Origin of the sequence: Fibrobacter sp. UWB4 (genome assembly GCF_002210345.1) — a bacterium.
Taxonomy (GTDB): domain Bacteria; phylum Fibrobacterota; class Fibrobacteria; order Fibrobacterales; family Fibrobacteraceae; genus Fibrobacter.
Map to the genome: position 1 here is coordinate 1,018,559 of NZ_MWQI01000001.1, position 20,504 is coordinate 1,039,062.

The window sequence follows — 20,504 nt, forward strand, 5'->3', positions numbered from 1 at the left end:
AATGACTTTCAAGAAAAAGAAACCTATGACTATAACCTTAGCGATTCTCTGCGTTTTAGGCATTATCGTCTTATTGTTCATCAATCAAGCTAGTTTTGGCAAGCTCCCGCAGGGCACTCGCCTAGAGCGAATCAAGCAGTCGCCGAATTACAATGGCAAGCAGTTCTTGAACGAGATCAAGACCACGATGATGACGAGCGAAAACGGTACGCTCTCCGTCTACAAAGAATACCTTTTTGGCGACAAGTCCTTGACCACACCCGACACGGCAATCTCTGCAATTAAAACTGATTTGAAATCACTCCCCCGCGACAAAGACTGGATTGTATGGTTTGGGCACTCCTCGTACCTTTTGAATCTATCCGGAAAAACGATTCTAGTGGATCCCGTATTTCGTAAAGCCTCCCCCGTGAGTTTCGTGAACAAGATGTTCAAGGGCACGGACATTTACAAGCCAAATGATATGCCCGATATCGATTACCTTGTCATCAGCCACGATCACTGGGATCATCTAGATTACGAAACCGTCAAGGAACTGGAGCCACGTGTTAAAAAGGTTGTCATTGGACTTGGCGTTGGCGAGCATTTTGAATATTGGGGCTATCCTGTAGAGAAACTCGTGGAACTCGACTGGTGGGATGTATCGGAACAAAGCAACGGATTTCGCATCACAGCAACTCCGGCAAGGCATTTCTCTGGACGTAGCCTGTTTATGAACAAGACATTGTGGGCGTCTTACATTTTTGAATCGCCAAAACGCACTATCTGGATTGGCGGAGACACAGGCTATGGACCGCATTTTGCAAAAATCGGGCAAAAATTTCCAGGCATCGATCTCGCGATTCTCGAAAATGGACAGTACGACAAGAACTGGGCCGATATCCACACATTGCCGGAACAGTTGAGCAAGGAAATGGTAGAACTCGGAGCATCGCGCTACATGACTGTCCATCATTCCAAGCTTTGCCTGAGCAATCATCCGTACTTTGAACCGCTCGAAAATGCAAAAAAGGCCGCCCAGGAATCAGGCAAGCCTGTACTGATGCCGAAAATCGGCGAAGTCGTTTACCTAGATTAAAAGCTAAGAAGCCGCCTTTTAATCATATCCTTCAGTCCTTCTATTTACCAGGTACAATAAAATTGCACATATCATCGGCATTGAAAAACCAATAAAGGATGATATCCCAGATTGAGAGACCAGTAAATTGTAAAGGCCGTGAACAGTCACGGACATTGACAGGACGCCCGCAATTCCGGCTAAAGAACATACTTTGTACGTTTTCAGAAGCTGTATTCCCTTAGCGAGAGCCACCAATGTCACAATATGCATGACTCCAACCGCAAATCCGCGAATCAACACGAACGTAAGCTGCGGAGTGCCCGCCGAGATGATAAAGCAGCAGTTTTCAAAAGTCGCAAAGCCAGCACCGATACCAACAGCGAACAACTGTATTTCTTCATTCGACGCTTCAAACACATAAATACAGAACAGAATCGACAAAAGCTTCATGACTTCCTCCACAATTGGAGACAAGAAAATGGAAGTATCTTCGGAACTGAAGCCAGATGCAACTTCTAAAAAACCCGAGATATACGCCGAAAAAATGCAGACAATCATACCAGTAAGAATGCACACCAGCAAACGCCGAGCGTTCCCCTTTGTGAATAGCAGGGAAATTGCTAACGGTACAGCAATGCATATCAATATGTTTTCAGCATATATCATCAGATAAAAGCTCCTTTTTCATCGATATATACATCATTGGCAAAGCAATCGTACTTGCAAAGAAGGCTATGTAATAGTAGAAACTTACGCTAGAGAACATTACCAAATTCGTCCACAGGAAAAATGCCGATGACACAAAAAAATCCTTCAGCCGAACGCTCCTGACACCAAGCCACACAATCATTCCAAACATAAAGACATGACACAAAAAAACAACGAGAGACTGTGAAAATCCGTCGATAAACCTTATGGCGACATGCATTATCAGAACAAAAACACTCATCATCATTGCAAGCCACATTTCTCTTTGAGATAAAGCTTGTCGAGTTTTGAGGCCTCGAATTATGAGCCAAAGAAAATAAATATACGGTATTCCAAAGAAAATATCCTGAAACCATTCCCCGGACCATACAATCCATAATGCAATATTTGCACCGATAAATAAAAAAGCAAACGCAATCTCCCCCGCATATTTTCTCTTGTCAGTCAAAATTGATTCCAGCGCAGCAGACAGAAGGAGAACCATGGCGCACTCGGCAATTTCATTCGACGCAATTGGCATGCGGATATCAGGCTTCAAAAAATCGTAAGCCAGCCAATACACATCGCTTAGAAAAAAACTGGACATTGACAAGATAAAGAAAAAGGGAAGAAAAAAATTCTTTTCCCTTTTTATCAATTTGTTTGTTTTTGCAATTACAACAACCAAGACAACAGCTTGAATTATGGTCGCTAAAATACCAAGCCTCGTCAATTCGCTCATTTTGCAGTCCTTTCGTATGCAATACGCAGAGATTCTTTACCTCTAGCCAAGATATTGTATGTTTGCTTTATATTCTTCTTAATTATCCTGCTAATTTGTTCAGGTTTCATATTTTCAAAAAACAGAAGAAATAAAGCCTGCCTATAGCAGGGATCAATAGACTTCATTGCACGATAAAGATGCGTATTTCGCTCATTTTTCAACAGCTCCGCAACCGGCTGATGACATTCATCCGCTTCTAGATTGTTCAGGAACTCTTTGTCTGGTGAAATGAATATAAATTTTCGCTTTCTTAAACAGAGCAAGGCCTGGTTTTTGGCAATCGTATAAAGCCAAGTTTTAAAAGAAGCATTAGCTTTTTCTTTGTAGCAAGCCGTTCCTGACACCAAGACAGCAAAAGTATCCATCATCAGCTCTTCAGCTTCGTCTATATTTTGAACAAATCCATAAATAAACAAGATTAGCCCGTCTCTATATTTATTAAAAAGAGCTTCAAGCGCCTTCGAATCATTATTCGTCAAAAAACTAGTGTACAGCAGTCCGTCAATATCGGGCATGAGCCCATCTCCCATCAAGATAACTCAACCACAATCTAATTAAACCAAATTTTTTCAGTTTATACAAAAGACGTCATTTCATTAGCTTATCCATGTTTGCTTAAAAACATACTATAAATTTAACACAAAGTCAAGAGTGGCAAGTCCTTTTTTCGAACAATTTGTCCTTTATTTCTTCTTTGCCCAAAACAAAGCAAACTAACTTTTACAATATTTTATAGAGTAAAAACACGCATACGAGCATTTAATAGAAGAAAAGATCAAAATGGCCCCAAAAAAGCCATGAAAGTCTTTTTTTTATTAATTACACCTCAAAATTAATCGCTCAGGAACTTTTTCCTGAGCGTCTTTTTTTGTACATATTTCAAAGCATATTTTTTACAAAAAAGCAATGAGTAAAAATCTACATTTAGGTAATTAATTATAAAAAGAGTGTAAAGGCAAGGAGGACAAAATGAAATATACAAGAGACGAGGCCCTGAAAGAAATCAGACGACGAGCAAAGGTCATTAGGCAAAAACGCGATAGAAAAATGGCGAGCCTCTTTGCAACGACAGCCTGCATTTCCCTTATAGCCCTTTTGGCGGTAATTGGGAAATTTGCCGGTTCAGAAGTTTCGGGCATCCCAGGCGCTTATGGATCATTCATCCTCTCGGCCAGTACAGGCGGGTATGTGCTGGCGGGCATTTTAGGATTCGTTCTTGGCGTTTCTGTAACTCTTTTTATCAAATACCTGAAGAAAAAAAACAAAGACAACCTAGAACAACGTTCCGGAAACTAGGCCTTTTTCCGCTACACCCCGCGCATGTCGGGGTCCCACACGATCTTGTGCAGCTGCACTTGGAATCGGGCGTTGTTTTGCGTCATCACCTTGCTTGCAACCATCCAGTTGACAATTTCTTCGTTGGTGAGTTCACCCCATACCGGCGAAATAAAGATGTGGGGCATATTATCTTGAGATGTTAACGAGAGTCGCGCAACAACTCCTTCCGCTTCCAGCAAGTCCTCTGCTTTACCCACCACGAACTTGAGCACATCGTTTTCGCTAAGCGAGACGATGTTTTCCATTTTCATCCGGGCAGACATGCCGCTGCTTTTGCACTTCCAGTCCATCGTGTAAAACAGCCCAGGCAGTCGCCATTTGCAAGGAACAGTTCCGTTAGTCTCGATGTTGACTCCATAGCCCGCATCACTGAATGCGGTAAGCAGCTCGCCCACGCTTTCGTGATTCAGCGGTTCGCCGCCCGTGAGCGTGACGCACTTGACGCCGGATTCCGTGCGATACGCTTCAACCGCCGCGAGAACCTCCCCCACGCTCATCAGCTTAAAGTCAGGACCTTCGACTGCATACATCGAATCACAATAGCTACAGCGCAAGTTGCAACCGTGCAGACGCACGAACACCGCAGCCTGCCCCATGCGAATCCCTTCGCCCTCGATACTCTTAAATATTTCACAAACTTTCATATAAACTCAAAAAGTCTCTCGTCAATTGCGTCATTCTGACGCCGTAGGCGGAAGAATCCAGTTATTTTTTAACTTCACTGGATCCTTCGCTATGCTCAGGATGACTAATTGCGGGATTATTGTTTAACAAGGCTTTAGATTCACCCGCTAAACTTCGTACTCGACGGTATTGCCTTCACTCTCCTGGACCTGCACCTTGTAGCAATGCGGAATCTGTTCACAAATCCAGCGGGCCATGTTTTCCGCCGTCGGATTAAAGTCCACCACATCGTTCAGGAACTTGTGATCAAGCTGACCTTTCACGATATCCTTGATGCGCGAAAAATCGACCACCATTCCGTTCTCGTCGAGCGTTTCGGACTGGCAGAACACCGTGATAATCCAGTTGTGGCCATGTAGGCCGCGGCACTTGCTTTCGTACGGGAGCGAGAGCTTGTGAGCCCCAGAAATTTCAATACGCTTGATAACTCTGTACATATTACGCCTCGTATTCCGTCGTGTCGTTGATGCCTGCTTCGGCGAGAGCTGCCTTGCGTTCCAGGCAGGTTGCGCACTTACCGCAATGGATTTTGCCGCCCTTGTAGCAGGACCAAGTTTCGCTGTAATCCAAGCCAAGCGATTTTCCTTTGCGGGCGATATCCGCTTTGGAAATGTTCGTGTACGGGGCATCAATCGTGATGTTCGCGTATGTACCCGCCGAAATCGCCGCCGACATGTTCTTCACGAATTCTTCACGGCAGTCCGGGTAAATCGCATGGTCGCCAAAGTGGTTTGCCATCATCACGCGCTTGAGATCACGGCTTTCGGCAAGCCCAGCCGCCACAGAAAGCATAATGCCATTGCGGAACGGCACCACCGTCGATTTCATATTCTCGTCGGCGTAAGTCCCTTCCGGAATAGCATCCGCTCCCGAAAGCAGCGACGACGTAAAATAGTCGTGCATGAACTTAAGCGGGATCGTAATGTGCGGAATCCCTAGCTTTTCGCAATGCATACGCGCAAAAGGAATTTCCTTGTCGTTATGGTTGCTGCCGTAATCAAACGAGACCGCAAGCGCAATATCTGCGGCGCGGTCGTAAAGCAAGGTCACACTGTCCATTCCACCGGACAAGACCAGCAATGCGTCTTTCATAAAATCTCCTAGTTTTGTTTAAAGTCAGGATGGGTCTCGAACTGACTATCGCAAAAATAGAAATTTTATGAAAAAAATCAATCTTTCACACAGCGAACATAGAAGAATGAAGAGAGTGCCCAACCTGTATCCCAGGCAGAAGCGTTTTGAGAATTAAGTCCCAATATTGACGGGATATTTCTACTTGAAGAAGTCCAATACTTATCACAGCCTTCACCCGAAAAACCACCCGTAAGATAATAACATCCTCCACTATGATTGTTAAATCCAGAATCATCTATATTGAAACCGCTCGCTTTTACGGGGTATACCTCATCAGTTTCCGACTCTTCAACAACTCCGCCTAAAGAGACAAGCAGTTGCATCCATTCGCTTTCCGACGGCAAATGCCACCCTTCAGGGCAAACACCACGCAATGATTCTCGAACTTTGCACGCCTCAGCATTTCCCCTACCGCAACCAATTCCGCCATCGCCAAAAAGGCCCGCAGAATCCACCGCAGCAGCTAGGGAATACAACCGTCCATATTCATCGCATTTTTGAGGATCTTTGTTATAGCACATGGAGAAAGTCTGGAGTGTATGGTAATCGTAATTCAGATTTTCAGCCATCCAGACTTGATCGCCAATTTGAACAGTCTTATATGTTTGACCATCCCTTGCATCAGTCATGGTTCCAAAAATGCCTTTATAATTGCCGGAGTTTTTTTCTATAGATTCCCAATGTCCATTTTCACAAACAAACTTTTCACCGTTTCTGATACTCAGCGGGTTCACATTTGCAGTTGTATCGCCATCATTTGTAGCAGAGCATGTTCCAAGGCCATAATTATCCGTCCAGAAATAGTCCACAAACTTTTCGAAGTCTGGTAAAGAATCAGAAATTTTCCATGAAAGGATATTGGCCCTGATATCGTCAAACAATCTGCGTTGAGAAACTTCGCAAGCCCAGTCCGCAATAACGGTTCTTGTCGCCGAATCATTCCAGGAACCACCTTCGGCAAGCTCCATACTGAACTTGCCAACGCGTTCCGTGAGGCCAGCAACATCGACATCGCCTTGCATTAGGGCGCTTATCGCAAGGAGCTTCGCATTTTCATCTCCCGACTTGAAAATATCCAGGTCTTCAAATGATTTGCTGGCATCATTCATGGCCATAGCCGCAAGGACTTCATTCGCGGCCTGGGTTTTAGCTTCTTTAAAAGATTTTCCTTGGGAGACAAGCAACTTGACCCTTTCAAACTCAAGGTGTGTCAACAAATTAACATTGACTTTTTCACGATGGCTCAAATCCGTAAAAGCGTTCAAGGTCAAAGGCCCGGAAGATCTTTTTCCTGTAATTTCGTTACGGTAGTAGCCTTTAACCTGAATCATCGCATATGGAGATGAAAAGCCTTGACCCGAGATGATAAAATCGCCTTCATCGCTTCGAATTGTCGACTTGAATATTTTACCAGTTTGCTCCAAGGTCAGGCTGTCCAGTTCCATAATATTCACTGTAGAACCTGTTACAAAAGGCCCCTTTTGAGACACCCCGGAAATATTCCAACTTCCGGCTGGTGTTTTTTCATGAGATGTAGAACCTTTTTCACCAGAAGCGCCTGTAATGTCATCTGAACAAGCAGCCAACAGCAAAAATGGTAAAAGCATAAGGGATTTCATATTCATTTAAAAACTCTCCACTTTTTATCAATTCGATTTCTGGTCTTTTATACAACGAACATTTCTGCCAATAAACCAAGCATTTGACTCACCAGGCCAAAAAGAAAGAACTTGTTCATTGTTCACATCCAAATAAACTACGTGATCAAACTGTGATCCTGCATATTTCCTTTTAGACGATGTCCAAAAACCAACAGATTGACTTGTCATATTGAACCCATAGTCATCGGTACCCAAATCATTAGCCGATCTTAATGTTCTTGAGGCTGTAACATTTCCACCCGCAGTCGCTATCAGAATCGTCCATTCATCTTCCGACGGCAAATGCCACCCTTCAGGGCAAACCCCTCGAGAAGATTCTTTTAAATCACAGAGCGAACTCGAGAGACCACAACCAATACCGCCATCACCAAACAACCCAGCGGAATCCATAGCCGCCGCAAAAGAATAAATGCGCCCATAATTTTCGCAATATTGCGGCAGATCGCCAAGGCAAGCCGTCAAGGGTTCATTTGTCGGATAACTGTATTTCAGATTCTCGGCCATCCAGACCTGATCGCCAATTTGAACCGTTTTATAGATTCGACCATCTCTTGCGTCAACCAGAGTTCCAAAATCGCCTTTATAAAGGCTCTTCTTTCTATGGGAATATTCCCAGCGTTCATTGTTACAGATAAAGATATCACCAAACCGAGAACTCTTATCATTCATATTAACAGCGGTATCGCCGGCGTTTGAATTCGTGCATTCTCCCAAGCCATAGTTATCATACCAGAACATGTCAACGTACTTTTCAAAATTCGGCAATGTATCAGAAATGCCCCACGCAAGAACATTCTTCCTAATATTCTTGAAAGTACTATCCTCGGATGCTCTTGAGGCCCAGTCCGCAATAGCGGTCCTCGTTATAGAATCATTCCATGAGCCATTTGTTTCCAAATCTAAGCTAAACTTGCCCATGCGTTCCGTAAGGCCAGCGACATCGACATCGCTTTGCATCAAGACGCTTACGGCTAGAAGCATTCCATTTTCATCGCCCAATTCAAAGATGTTCATGTCTTCGAATTTTTTGCTAGACTCGTTCATCGCCATCGTGACAATGATTTCTCGTTCTGCCTGGTCCTTTGCCTTTTTCACAGAGTACCCTTGCGAAACAAGATTCTTTACGCGATCAAATTCCAGATGCGTCAACAAGTTGACATTGACATTTTCCCGATGACTAAGATCCGTAATGGCATTCAAGACCAGGGAACCTGAGGACACCTGACCGGTAATTTCATTGCGGTAGTAGCCATCCACCTCAAGCATGGCATACTGCGAAACAAGTCCTGATCCCGAAATAGCGAAATCACCCTTATCGCTTCGGATACTGGACTTGAAGATTTTTCCAGTCTGAGTCAATGTCGAGCCATCCAGCTCCAGCACATTCACTGTAGAACCTGTTACAAAAGGTCCCTTCTGGGAGACGCCCGCAACTTGCCATCTTTCAAGAGGCGTGATTCCGACATCTTCACTCGCACCGCTTGCAACCTTGTCCGAACATGCGGCAAGGCACAAAGCGGCAAATACAACAATAGGTTTCAAACTCATTTTAGCGTTCTCCTCGAACATTCTCAGTGAGAGGGAAAAATTGAAGATTTAAACGGTAAACTTGTTCTGTATCGCCATCTTCAGATACGATATTCAAAATCTGCTTTCTAAATTCAGCCAGAGCTTTCACAATCCGTTCATAACCATTGCGGGTTATGCCCATTGTAATCCCTGACATGCTTCTTTCCGAAGGCGACAAGCTAACCGCATCCAGCGCAAGCTCGCCCATTTGCCGCTGTAAATTCCTTGCAGCAACAGGAATCACGTCAACACAGCCAATGGAAATCGTCTTGTCCGTTTGATGGTAGACGTCTTTATCGTCTTTCTTTAGAAAGCCTTCATTTTCCAAAAAAGCAAGCGTATCCCCAACGTCATTAGCTGAGATCAAAGGCTTACAGACTTTGGCCATTTCAAAAGGCTTTGCTCCAGGCATGGCCGGAGCCAATTCACGGATCAGCGAATTTTTCCAAGATTTAAAAAAGACATATTCATTGGCGCCAAGTGTCCTGACTCTTCGTTTTTTAGCCAATGCACACATTTCTTCATAAGCTTTCATCTTGTCGTCATCCGTTTTTGCTGACGCATAGACAACCATGGCGTTAAAATATGCCGCATCAAAACCAGCCAAGCTCATCGCAGAAGCAACTGACGCTGCAGCCGAAACGCTGAGATTCTTTTTCCCTTCACAAACGTACTTGAGAAAAATCGCAGAGGAAAACCCAGAAGATTTCGCGAATTCACGCCACGAAAAAACAGACGCCTGCTTTTTTTCATTGTAAAAATCTAAAATGACTTTGCGATAATCAACGTATTCTGTTATTGGCTTCATACTTATAAAATACCAAATTGAGGTTTTATCGCCAATATTTCAGAATACAAAAAATTCGGTTTTTTATTTAAAAATAAGCATTTTTTATCATTTTATCCGTTTTATAAAAAATTCTCAGAACACATGCGTATCCTGAGAATACAGAAACTGCGGGTAAAAAACATCCGCAGAGTTTTAATTTATTAACGAATAAAATTGGTGTAGACTTTCTGCTTGGCATCGGGTTGCGTGACGCCCGCCTGCTTGCCCGCATCAATGCTCTTGAGGAGCCAAGCCATGTTGCGGCCCAGTTCCTTCATAATCTGTACCCCTTCTTCGTCCTTCAATACGTCTTCTGGATTCGAGCCATGGACCATGTTCCAGTAGCGCGAAGTCACGAGCGGCTGCTGCGCGTAAGTCGGGTACTTATTGAGCACATCGAGAGTTGCGGTCGTCCCCGCACGACGTGCAGAAACCACGTTTGCCGCCGGCTTGAACAGCAGATTTGCCTCAGCAACACCGTAGAGGCGGTCGAGGAACATCAGCATTTCGCCACTCGGAGAGGCGTAATAAACCGGAGAACCGTAAACAACGCCGTCCGCCGTTTCCAAGAGTTCCTTGGCTTCGTGGACAACTTCGTTCACCTCGCCCTTGAGCACTCGCCCACCGACAAACACGATTTTCGTTTCGATTCCAGCGGCCTTGAGCTGGTTTGCGACGATGTTCAGAGCCGTATAGGTACAGCCATTTTCGCGACGGCTGCCGTTAAACAAGATGACCTTCATTTTTTACACCTCCGTTGATGTGTACCTAAAATATAGTCACGCTAGAGAGTCGCTTCAAATTCCGCAAGGAATTTACGCCCCTGTTCCCATTCGCCGAGATCGGAATCCGAATTGATATGACCAAGCGCGCCAGCATTAAATAGCTTTACGCCCCAGGCGTTGGCAAAAAATTCAGAACGCTCCATCGAGACAAACGGGTCGTTTTCGCTCGCCACGACACACGCCGGGATCGGCAATTTATCAAGCGGCATCGGCGCAAAGCTTCCAATAAGTTCTACGTTATCCACATCACTCGGCGAAACGAGGAAAGCCCCCTTGATGTACGGCGGAACGCCACCTTGCGATTTCGCCTTCAAAAGCCAGTTGACCGTTGTACAGACCCCCAGGCTGTGCGCCACAAGAACCGTATCCGATTTCAACTGCCGGATGCACTTGTCCAAAGTATCGACCCAGTCCGCTTTCACAGGACGGTCCCAACAGCGCTGGATGACTCGTGTCGCATTCGGCAAGCTCTTTTCCCAGAAGCTCTGCCAGTGTTTTGGTCCGGAATTATTCAATCCGGGAACAATCAAGTAATTCATTATCGCCTCTTTTTCCTACCAAAATAGTATAAAAATTAAGCTACTATTCCGTTTGAAAATGAATTTATGGCAATTTAAGACCAAATTCGAATTTATCCTGCAAAAAGCCGTAGCACAATCGATACAGTTATTTTTCTAAGTACACTCTATTTTATTGGTTATTCAAGTCCGCTAACTTATCTTTATATTTGGTTAAATGGGATTCTGTTTTGTACAGAAACTTCATGGAGATAAAATATGAATATCAAGAAAACAGCAGTCAAGAGCGCTCTCGTTGTAGCAGCGCTTACCGCAGCAGTCAGCGCAAAAGACTACAGCGGTGCTGAACTCTATACGAACGAAACATGGATGTACGGCAAGTTCGAAGCCCGTATGCAGATGGCTGCAGGCTCGGGGACGGTTAGTTCCATGTTCCTTTACCACAACGATTCCTACCTCGGCGGAAACGAGCCCTGGGTCGAAGTGGATATCGAAATTTTAGGTAAGAATCCCAGCAGCTTCCAATCCAACATCATCACCGGCTTCGGTCCTGGCGATGGCCAGCCCGACCGCAAGGTAACTAGCGAAAAGCATCACGCCATCAACCCGGCCTCCAACCAGTCATTCCACACTTACGGCATGGAATGGACTCCTGATTACGTAGCATGGATCTTGGACGGAAAAGTTGTCCGCAAGACCGTCAAGGGCCAGGGCGACAACAACCAGGTTCAGGACCTCGGCAAAAAGCCGCAGGGTCTCCGTTTCAACCTGTGGTCCCATGAAGATGCAGGCTGGGTCGGTGCATGGAACGACAACATCCTTCCGGTTTACCAGTTCATCAACTGGGTGAAAGTTTATGAATACAAGCCGGGCCAAGGCGACAACGGAAGCGATTTCAAGCTCCTCTGGACCGACAATTTCGACACATTCGACAACAACCGTTGGAGCAAGGGTGACTGGACATTTGATGGCAACCGCGTTGATATCAGTCCAAGCAACATCTTCACAAAGGACGGCATGGCAATCATAGCGCTCACCAAGAAGGGCCAGGAAGGCTTTAACGGTCAGGTTCCAAAAGACACCGAATCCGCACCGGCCTCTTCCAGCAGCACTCCGGTATCGTCTTCAAGCAGTGTGCCGGCAAGTTCCTCTAGCGCAGTAGCATCATCTAGCAGCCAGTTTGTCCCGCCCAGTTCTTCCAGCGAAACAAATGCAATTCATGGAATCCGCACCACGCCAACAATTACAAAGGAACGCCGTGGACTAGTGAACGCCAAGGGCGCAAAGGTCAACCCCAATGGTCACAAGCGCTACCGCGTGAACTTTGAATACTAATCGTGGCGGATTCGCTTTATAATTCTCTTTACTGTAAATGCCATGTGGTTTACGCCACATGGTTTTTTGCTGAATCCATAAAATTTAGGGGATATTCGCCATTTTTTTTTTTTGACATAAAATTGTCAAAATTCTTTTTGTATTTTTGATTTCGAAATTTCAAAAAATTAAAATAGGATAATTATATGGCTTATTTGAATAAGGTTATGCTCATCGGTAATATCGGCAAGGACCCGGAAGTTCGCGTTAATCCCAATGGTGGTCGCAAGCGTGTTTCGTTCTCCCTCGCCACTTCTCGTCGCTATCGTGACAACAACGGCGAACAGAAGGAACAGACCGACTGGCACAACATCATTGGCTGGGGCAAAATCGCAGATATCGTTGAACAGCTTGGCATTCGCAAAGGCATGAGCCTCTATGTAGAAGGATCCCTCACCAACCGCAGCTGGACAGACCAGACCAGCGGTCAGAAGCGCTATGTTACCGAAATCAACATGGACACGTTCCAGCTCCTCACTCCGCGCGGCCAGGGTGGTGCTCCGGCAGCAGGCGGCTTCAGCCAGGCCAACAGCTACCAGTCCAACAGCTTCAACGGCATGCAGCAGAATAGCGCTCCGGCCTATGACGCAGGCATGGCAGAAGAAGACGTCGATCTTCCGTTCTAACTCAAAACTTTGTGAATGAATCAGGGAATTGCAGAAATAACGCTCATCTATGCGCTGCCACTTGGAATATCGTTTGTAACGCTATTCGCAACGGCAACGACTCCTGGGCGTAACACGAAAGTCATCGGAGCGATCCTTTCGACTCTCACGATTGTAATAGACTGTCTATTCTATTTCGTAAAGAATACTATCATCGTCCAGAATGTCGAGGGTGGTATTTTACTGTCGTTCTTTTTGCTTTTTCTTTTCAGCATTCATTGTCTTGTGCAAAGTGAAGAATGGTCCACAAAGGCATCGTTCCTTTTCCTCTCTTTATGTATGCTGACCGGCAGTATCGGAACGGCTTGCTTTGAACGCCCGACTCTGGTCCTCACGTCTTCTTATTCCCCTACAGAACTAGTCACGTACAACAAAAAATACGAAGACTACATTTCGTCTTTTGACAACGCAAACAGCGAAGCAAAAAATCAGGGACCGCAAAAAACTGTTTCTCAGAACAGTACAGAATCTGTAGACGCTGGTATCGAAGATGTTGAACTAGCTCCTGAAGTGATGGATCGTCTTGACACGTATTCAAACAAAGCAGAATCCGTGATCGACAAGATGTTCGAAATCATGCATTCCATTGATTCATTTGAAGCAATGGAACCAAGCGCAGGCGAAATGGAACGCGAAAAAAGAAGCCAGCAGGCACTCGCCATCAACAACAAGGCCACATCGCTGAACCGCAAGACCATCGGCATTTTCCATCCAATGGAAGCGCGAGAAGCCCATTCGGAACTGGTCCAAGCATCGGAAACAATCCGTAGCGCGTCACACACGCTGTATTCTTATTGCCTTCTGGAAGATCCAGCCGAAGCAATGAAGAAATACACACAAGCTCGCGATCTGATAGTCATTGCAAAAAGACATATCGACAAGTTTAACAAAATCATTCAAAATTTAAAAACGAACAATCAACCTCAACAATAAGAAAAACAAAGGTTAAATCTATGATTCGTAACGTAGCGATCATGGGCGCCACGGGCGCAGTAGGTCAGGAACTCCTCAAGATTCTTGAACAACGTAACTTTCCGCTTCAGAACTTGAAGCTTCTCGCTTCCGAACGCAGCGTCGGTCGCGAATATGAATTCAAGGGCGAAAAGCTCAAAGTCGAACTGACTTGCAAGGACGCATTCAAGAACGTAGACCTCGTGCTCTCCTCTGCAGGCGCAAGCGTTTCCAAGGAATTCGCTCCTATCGCTGTTGACGCAGGTGCCGTCGTCGTCGACAACACGAGCTTCTTCCGCATGGATCCGAACGTCCCGCTCGTTGTCCCGGAAGTGAACCCGGAAGACATCAAGCTCCACAAGGGCATCATCGCTAACCCGAACTGCACGACCATCATGATGGTTGTCGCTCTCAAGCCGATCAACGACTTGAGCAAGATCAAGACCATTCACGTTTCCTCTTACCAGAGCGCAAGCGGTGCCGGTGCAACGGGCATGGCCGAACTCAAGCAGCAGTACCAGGAAATCGTTGAAGGCAAGCCGGTCACCGTGAAGAAGTTCGCACACCAGCTCGCATACAACCTCATTCCGCACATCGACGTGTTCACCGACAACGGCTACACGAAGGAAGAAATGAAGATGTTCAACGAAACGCAGAAGATCATGCACAGCGACGTCCGCTGCGCTGCTACCTGCGTCCGCGTTTCTGCACTCCGCTGCCATTCCGAAGCCATCAGCTTCGAAACTGAACGCGCACTTTCTGTTGAAGAAGTCCGCAACGCCATCAAGAACGGCGAAGGCCTCCAGCTCTGTGACGATCCGGCAAACAACGTCTACCCGATGCCGCTCAACCTCATGGGCACTGACGACATCTACGTTGGCCGTATCCGCAAGGACCTCGCATGCGACAACGGCATGAACATCTGGATTGTTGGTGACCAGATCCGCAAGGGTGCTGCTCTCAACGCCGTCCAGATTGCAGAACGCCTCTAATCGAGAATCGCGGGCAATCCCCGCGATGACAAATTTTCATTGTCAAGCCCGGTTCCGACCGGGCTTCTCCTTTAAAAAAAAGCAAAAAAGCCTCCCTTCCGGGAGGCATTATTTGTTGCAAACAAACGTTGCTATTAGAAGCGGATCATCGCGCTGAAATCGACGAACGTGCCATCTTCTGTAAAGAAGTTGCCGATACCCGTAAAGAGCTTTTCGCCAATGCCAAATTCAGCAGCAAGGAAATCCTTGTACTGATAGCGGAAACCGATAGAGGCATTCACAGTATTCATGTTATAGCCCAACACAGACAAATCATTTGGTTCCTTTTCATTATAATAGCGGAAAGCAACCCAGTCATAACCAACTTCGCCATAGAACATGAAATTCTTCGATTCACCTACAAAAACTTCACCAAGCATGCTCGGCTGAATGATCGAAACAAGGGAGAACGCATCCTTAGGCTCATCATAATGCCTGTAGGAGAATATAGCCGCAGCTCCGAAAAGGACTCTTGCATTTTCATTTTCAAGCACAGCAAGACCACCGCGAATATACGGATCAATTCCCCAGAAAGAATCTAAGCCATCATTATCTTTATCAACTTCATCATCCACTTTCGTTTCGCTGTTGAAGCTTATAAACCTAGCACCAAGAACCCAGGTGAAGTTCTTTGCAGTCGGAGCGTTTGTCAAGCTGAGATTCAAGGTGAGGCTGTCAAAACGATCTTTTGTCTCTGAAGAACCCTTTGCAGACGGTTCTTCATGAATTTTCTGCTTATGGGTAACCCAATCAGCGCTAGCAGCCACATTCATGCCCAAGAAACTTTTTGCAATCGCAGCACCCCAGTCGTCACCGCCATAGGTTGTATCGCGTTCAACAGCATCGTTTTCAAACCAGGAAGATCCAAGACCTGCTCTGAAATAGAAGCCAAATCCAGGAGCAGCATAACCGAGAGTGAGGCGACCGACTTCTTTTTGGGAGTCATCATCTAGAGCATGAGTAGCCCTAGAAATATCGAAAGCCGTAAAGAACGAGCCAAGGGAGAGAATTCCGAGTTTGTTCGTCGGCTCAATGTAGAAGAACTTGCGGTTCGCGAACAAGTTCGGGTAAGAAAGCAAAAGGTCCGTATTGTTAGCGGCCGCCATATTGCTGTTTCTATTATAGGACTTGCCGTGTAATATTCTATTGAAAGAAGACTTTTTGGAATCCTTTGGAATTTCCGGAGCGACAAACGGAACCGGGGCCGTCAAATCTTCAGAAGCGGCAGCCTGTTCTTCCTGCTTCTGTAATTCTTGTTCACTCATGGATTGAGAAGTGCCCTGTGCAAAAGCAACACCGAAGCAAGCAAGAGCGATACCAAACATCTTTTTAAAGTTCATACAGCTTCCTTGTAGCAAAAAGGTTTGAATTGTGTGAGAAAAATATAATTAAACAAGATTCTCAGGATTCAAGCACTTAAGCTCATCGACCACAAAAAGTCCGTCCTTGCGGATGAGCTTGTCATCGAACCAGATTTCACCGCCGCCGTATTCCGGACGCATGATCAGAACCAGGTCCCAGTGGATTGCAGACTTGTTCCCGTTCGGGGCATCTTCGTAGCACATGCCCGGCGTAAAGTGGATGGAACCCGCAATTTTTTCATCGAACAGAATGTCGCACATCGGAGAAAGCACAAACGGATTGAAGCCAATCGCAAACTCGCCCACGTAGCGAGCGCCTTCGTCCGTATCGAAAATTGCATTCAGGCTCTTGTTGTCGCCAGTTTCGCAAGTCGCTTCGACAATCTTCCCCTGCTTAAAGACGAGGCGGATATTGCTGAACTGCTTGCCTTCGTAAAGCGTCGGCGTGTTGTAATGGATAACGCCTTCGATACTCCCCTGCACCGGCGCCGTATAAACTTCGCCATCGGGAATGTTCATGTTGCCGCAGCACGGCACCGCCGGAATGTCCTTGATGCTGAACGTGATGTCCGTGTCCTGTGCCACGAGACGCACCTTATTCGTCTTGTTCATGAGATCGACCAACGCCTGGGCGGCGCGCTGCATCTTCGGGTAATCGGCAAGGCAAGCCTTGAAGTAGAAGTCTTCGAATGCTTCCGTGCTCATCTTTGCGCCCTGGGCCATGGACGGATTCGGCCAGCGGAGCACGCACCAGCGCGTGTTGTTCACGCGGTAATTGAGCACGTCCTGCGTGATGGTCCTGTAGGCAAGCATCTTCTTGTCGTCGATGTCGCAGTTTTCCATCGCATTGTTCATCGCGCGGATAGAGAGGTATGCCTGCATCTGCTTCATCTCGTTCATCGCAAGGTCCGCAGAAAGCTTCATCTGTTCTTCGGAAGCGCTACGGATAACCTCGCGACGCACGCGGCTATTGTAATTGTGTACAAATGCGTTACCACCAACTTTGGCAACAGCCTTGATGAGTTCTGTCGAGAGTTCGTCCGGCGTGTCGGTCGTTTCGATTAAAATGTTTTCGCCCGCCTTGAGAGCAATGGCGTTGTTGATCAAATTTTCTGCAAGTTGCGTAATGCGAGGATCTTTCATTCTTTTACCCCATAAATTAAAATCACCGAAAGTCGGCGACAAAATCGCCGACTTAAATTTAAAAATCTATCAGTCTTTATTCTACTCCAATTCTCATTCCATTACTCCGTAAAGGTAAACGGAATCGTCACTGTCGTATTTCCCGACTTGATTTTATTGAAAGTCCACTTGCTGACAGCAGACTTGACGGCATTATCGAATTCAGTGAATCCAGTCGTCGAATTAGCCACAGCAATGCTTATGATCTCGCCTCCCGGCGCAATCGTGAACTTCAATGTGACCTTGCCCTGGAACCCCGGCTTTTTCTTCAAATGCGTATTGTAAATGTGACGGAGTCCAGGTGTACGCTGCTTGACGACCTTCATGATTTCAGAAGCCGAACGGGATGCACCTGTAGACCCCATATCGATTTCATTCATCTTGGGAATCGGCATATTTTTCATTTTTGCCTGAGTCTTGATAGTGCCAGCAGGACCGCCAAGCAAGCCGCTAAGCATGTCGCCAATTCCACCCCCGGAGCCTGTAATGCTACCTGGGTTGAAACCAACATCTGCTTTACCACGACGTCTTTCGGCAAGGCTTGTCTTACCGGTCACCTGTAAGCCATTCAGAACTTTAAGCGTTTTCTCGATATCTTTCGCAAACGTCTTGTTCGCAAGGTCGTATGCTTGCGCCGACGCCGTATTTGTCATGGCTGTAAGCCTTTCGAGAACACCACGGTTAATAGGCGCTCTAGGATCACCATTTCCTTTAGGCTTACCTCCACCACCCGGCCTTCTACGCGTGATTTCTTCCTGTACTTTAGGTTTCTTAGGAGGATCAGGCTTTTTCTCTATTGGATCCATTTTGACAGAAACCCCTATTTGATCTTTTTCCGGTGGATCAAACATGACCTCATCGATAATGCTTTCATACGTAGACGCCCAGAAACCAAGCGCCAACGCGACAATCAGCGATGCGCCGGAAATGCGCACCATCTTCTTGTCAGAATCAGGCATCAGAGACGCGATGAACGCATCTTGTGTTTGTTTTGTCGTTTTCATGATTTTATCCTCCCTTTTGCAGGAAATTGGATGTTTTTGTTTTTTAGGTATCAGCAAACCAACTACTCCGTGAGCGGAGCATCAATTTGCCGAATGGCAACACTTCGGAATAAGGCTTCCCGAACAAGCCTTTATTGCGAAGTTCCACGCGATACAGTCACACGAATCTACTTCGTAATTTCTTACGAATCCAAACTCGAATGTTCAAAAATCGTTTAAGTAATTTCAGAAAAATTAATTACAAAATAATTTTATTTACTTTGTATAACCTCTTACTTTTTATTCATTTATTTGAAAGTAAGTTGTAATCCACATCCTTACCACACCCATAAAGTACCAATAAAAAAAACGCAAAAACCACAACAAAACAGTAAAGAAAATTTCATACGGAACATTGTAAACTTAGATAAGATAAGGCTTTGCCCGTAGTTATTGGGTTCGCTCGCATTTTTCGATTTTTTCTCAGCCCAAGATTTTTACAAAACTTAGCCCAGCGTAATTTATTCCAATTTGGAATTAATAGCGTTCCAAGAAGCAACTATTAACATGTAACCGTATGGATTCTCGCTTAGCGAAGACTATCGACCAAATTTTCATCCATCTACGCCCAGGTCCAACGCGTATTCTAAAAACTTGACTATATTATGACTATCATGAAACTTTTAGCTACTCCTCCTGACTTAAATAAGATTGCTCGCCCGAACTGGATTGAAATCAACCTAGACGCCCTCTGCAACAACATTCAATTTATCAGAAGCCAGATTCCGGCTTCCACGAAGATTTTGCTCCCCGTCAAGGCCGACTCTTACGGCCACGGAAGCCTCGCCTGTTCATTCGCCGCCAAGGCTGGCGGTGCCGACTACCTCGGCGTCGCCCACATCAGCGAAGGCATGCTGCTTCGCCAGTACGGCATGGACTTGCCGATTCTCGTGCTCGGCCCCTGCACACCATCTGACTTCGCCTACTTTGTCGAATACCAGCTGACCGCAGCCATAACGGACCTCCGCACCGCAGTTGCTTTTGACCAGTTCCTCGGTGAGACTGGCACAGAATGCAAGGCTCACCTCGCCATCGATACTGGCATGAACCGCTACGGTTTTGACGCCGAGGACTTCAACAACATCCGTGCAGCCCTCACCCTCAAGCATCTCAAGTTCGAAGGCATGTTCACGCATCTCGCTACAGCCGACATGCCGGGCAACCCGAAAACTGAAATCCAGATTCAGCGCTTTACGCGACTCGTCGATGTGCTTGACGCAGACGGACTCCGCCCGCCTATCTGCCATTGCTCCAGTTCTGCAGGAACGCTCACGCACCCCGAAAGCCACTTCGACATGGTGCGCCCAGGTCTCACGCTTTACGGCTACAACTGCATGGGCGCCGTCCCAAGCACTTTGCCGATCAAGCCGGTCATGAAAATCAAGTCCACCATCCGCCACGTGCACGACGTGAAGCCCGGCGAAACCGTCAGCTACGGCGGTTACTGGGCCGCCCAGCAGCTCACGCGCATTGCAACCATCGCTATCGGTTACGGCGACGGTTACCTCCGCGGCGAATACAACAAGGGCTTTGTCTTCATTCGCGGACAGCTCTGCCCGATTCTCGGACGCGTCTGCATGGATGCAACCATGGTCGATGTAAGCCACATTCCGGACGTGCAAGTTGGCGAAACCGTTGACGTCGTGAACGGCGAACTCGACTTCCGCATTTCGATGGAAAGCGTAGCCGAAGAACACCACACGATTCCGTACGAAATCACTAGCCGCGTGGCTCGCCGTCTGTACCGCAAGTACTACTGGAAGAACCGCCTCGTGCGCTGGGACTACCTCAAGGAAGAATTCGGCGTCAAGGATTTCAAGGAATATCCATTGCGCTAGGAGAAGTACC

The 20,504-nt window shown here is 46.3% G+C and carries 21 protein-coding genes; 7 read left to right on the forward strand and 14 right to left on the reverse strand.

Going from position 1 to position 20,504, the window contains the following annotated elements; genetic code table 11:
- The first annotated feature begins 25 nt into the window (after window positions 1-25).
- The gene (locus B7990_RS04305) at window positions 26-1,078 is read left to right on the forward strand and encodes an MBL fold metallo-hydrolase (protein ID WP_088639947.1); all 1,053 of its coding nucleotides are present in this window, start codon (window positions 26-28) and stop codon (window positions 1,076-1,078) included.
- A gap of 18 nt (window positions 1,079-1,096) precedes the next feature.
- Here B7990_RS04305 and B7990_RS04310 read toward each other — a convergent pair whose 3' ends face one another.
- The 3 genes from B7990_RS04310 to B7990_RS04320 are packed head-to-tail and all read right to left on the reverse strand — an operon-like array spanning window position 1,097 to window position 3,046.
- Window positions 1,097-1,726, reverse strand: coding sequence for a PrsW family glutamic-type intramembrane protease (locus tag B7990_RS04310; RefSeq protein ID WP_088639772.1), 630 nt, complete (start codon window positions 1,724-1,726; stop codon window positions 1,097-1,099).
- On the reverse strand, window positions 1,713-2,489 hold the full coding sequence (locus tag B7990_RS04315) for a hypothetical protein (protein ID WP_088639773.1): 777 nt from the start codon (window positions 2,487-2,489) through the stop codon (window positions 1,713-1,715). Before B7990_RS04315 ends, B7990_RS04310 begins: the two co-directional genes overlap by 14 nt.
- Window positions 2,486-3,046: an RNA polymerase sigma factor gene (locus B7990_RS04320; protein WP_176407187.1), complete on the reverse strand. Its 561-nt coding sequence runs from the start codon at window positions 3,044-3,046 to the stop codon at window positions 2,486-2,488. The genes B7990_RS04315 and B7990_RS04320 overlap by 4 nt, the downstream gene beginning before the upstream one ends.
- Window positions 3,047-3,500: 454 nt before the next feature.
- Between B7990_RS04320 and B7990_RS04325 the strand changes: the two genes are divergently transcribed.
- Window positions 3,501-3,827: a hypothetical protein gene (locus B7990_RS04325; protein WP_088639775.1), complete on the forward strand. Its 327-nt coding sequence runs from the start codon at window positions 3,501-3,503 to the stop codon at window positions 3,825-3,827.
- 11 nt (window positions 3,828-3,838) lie between these two features.
- Here the strand turns inward: B7990_RS04325 and B7990_RS04330 are convergent, their stop codons facing one another.
- From B7990_RS04330 to B7990_RS04365, 8 genes are all read right to left on the reverse strand, one after another.
- On the reverse strand, window positions 3,839-4,513 hold the full coding sequence (locus tag B7990_RS04330; RefSeq protein ID WP_088639776.1) for a radical SAM protein: 675 nt from the start codon (window positions 4,511-4,513) through the stop codon (window positions 3,839-3,841).
- Between the two features lie 147 nt (window positions 4,514-4,660).
- Entirely contained in the window at window positions 4,661-4,990 is a 330-nt protein-coding gene (gene queD / locus B7990_RS04335; RefSeq protein ID WP_088639777.1) for a 6-carboxytetrahydropterin synthase QueD, read from the reverse strand.
- Window position 4,991: 1 nt separating this feature from the next.
- The gene (gene queC, locus B7990_RS04340) at window positions 4,992-5,645 is read right to left on the reverse strand and encodes a 7-cyano-7-deazaguanine synthase QueC (RefSeq protein WP_088639778.1); all 654 of its coding nucleotides are present in this window, start codon (window positions 5,643-5,645) and stop codon (window positions 4,992-4,994) included.
- Window positions 5,646-5,722: 77 nt separating this feature from the next.
- Window positions 5,723-7,312 (reverse strand): FISUMP domain-containing protein, encoded by a 1,590-nt coding sequence (locus tag B7990_RS04345; RefSeq protein ID WP_088639779.1) that lies wholly within the window; start codon window positions 7,310-7,312, stop codon window positions 5,723-5,725.
- A 21-nt stretch (window positions 7,313-7,333) separates the two neighbouring features.
- Entirely contained in the window at window positions 7,334-8,896 is a 1,563-nt protein-coding gene (locus B7990_RS04350; RefSeq protein WP_176407190.1) for an FISUMP domain-containing protein, read from the reverse strand.
- Between the two features lies 1 nt (window position 8,897).
- Entirely contained in the window at window positions 8,898-9,725 is an 828-nt protein-coding gene (locus B7990_RS04355) for a TIGR02147 family protein (RefSeq protein WP_088639781.1), read from the reverse strand.
- A 182-nt stretch (window positions 9,726-9,907) separates the two neighbouring features.
- On the reverse strand, window positions 9,908-10,489 hold the full coding sequence (locus B7990_RS04360) for a flavodoxin family protein (protein WP_085490398.1): 582 nt from the start codon (window positions 10,487-10,489) through the stop codon (window positions 9,908-9,910).
- 41 nt (window positions 10,490-10,530) lie between these two features.
- Window positions 10,531-11,070 carry an alpha/beta hydrolase gene (locus B7990_RS04365; RefSeq protein ID WP_088639782.1) on the reverse strand — a complete coding sequence of 180 codons (540 nt, stop codon included), beginning with the start codon at window positions 11,068-11,070 and terminating at the stop codon, window positions 10,531-10,533.
- Between the two features lie 237 nt (window positions 11,071-11,307).
- Between B7990_RS04365 and B7990_RS04370 the strand changes: the two genes are divergently transcribed.
- From B7990_RS04370 to B7990_RS04385, 4 genes are all read left to right on the forward strand, one after another.
- Complete coding sequence (locus B7990_RS04370; protein ID WP_088639783.1) at window positions 11,308-12,384, forward strand: family 16 glycosylhydrolase; 1,077 nt, start codon at window positions 11,308-11,310, stop codon at window positions 12,382-12,384.
- 185 nt (window positions 12,385-12,569) lie between these two features.
- Entirely contained in the window at window positions 12,570-13,049 is a 480-nt protein-coding gene (locus B7990_RS04375; protein ID WP_072828643.1) for a single-stranded DNA-binding protein, read from the forward strand.
- A 15-nt stretch (window positions 13,050-13,064) separates the two neighbouring features.
- Window positions 13,065-14,021 (forward strand): hypothetical protein, encoded by a 957-nt coding sequence (locus B7990_RS04380; protein ID WP_088639784.1) that lies wholly within the window; start codon window positions 13,065-13,067, stop codon window positions 14,019-14,021.
- 20 nt (window positions 14,022-14,041) lie between these two features.
- Window positions 14,042-15,031: an aspartate-semialdehyde dehydrogenase gene (locus tag B7990_RS04385; protein WP_088639785.1), complete on the forward strand. Its 990-nt coding sequence runs from the start codon at window positions 14,042-14,044 to the stop codon at window positions 15,029-15,031.
- Between the two features lie 134 nt (window positions 15,032-15,165).
- On the opposite strand, the gene B7990_RS04390 is transcribed toward B7990_RS04385, so the two are convergent.
- The 3 genes from B7990_RS04390 to B7990_RS04400 form a co-directional block, all read right to left on the reverse strand.
- Window positions 15,166-16,410 carry a hypothetical protein gene (locus B7990_RS04390; protein WP_088639786.1) on the reverse strand — a complete coding sequence of 415 codons (1,245 nt, stop codon included), beginning with the start codon at window positions 16,408-16,410 and terminating at the stop codon, window positions 15,166-15,168.
- A gap of 48 nt (window positions 16,411-16,458) precedes the next feature.
- On the reverse strand, window positions 16,459-17,574 hold the full coding sequence (locus tag B7990_RS04395) for an aminopeptidase (protein WP_088639787.1): 1,116 nt from the start codon (window positions 17,572-17,574) through the stop codon (window positions 16,459-16,461).
- 101 nt (window positions 17,575-17,675) lie between these two features.
- Window positions 17,676-18,617 (reverse strand): AgmX/PglI C-terminal domain-containing protein, encoded by a 942-nt coding sequence (locus B7990_RS04400; RefSeq protein ID WP_088639788.1) that lies wholly within the window; start codon window positions 18,615-18,617, stop codon window positions 17,676-17,678.
- 653 nt (window positions 18,618-19,270) lie between these two features.
- On the opposite strand from B7990_RS04400, the gene alr reads away from it, so the two are divergent.
- Window positions 19,271-20,494: an alanine racemase gene (alr, locus tag B7990_RS04405; protein WP_088639789.1), complete on the forward strand. Its 1,224-nt coding sequence runs from the start codon at window positions 19,271-19,273 to the stop codon at window positions 20,492-20,494.
- Window positions 20,495-20,504: the final 10 nt, after the last annotated feature.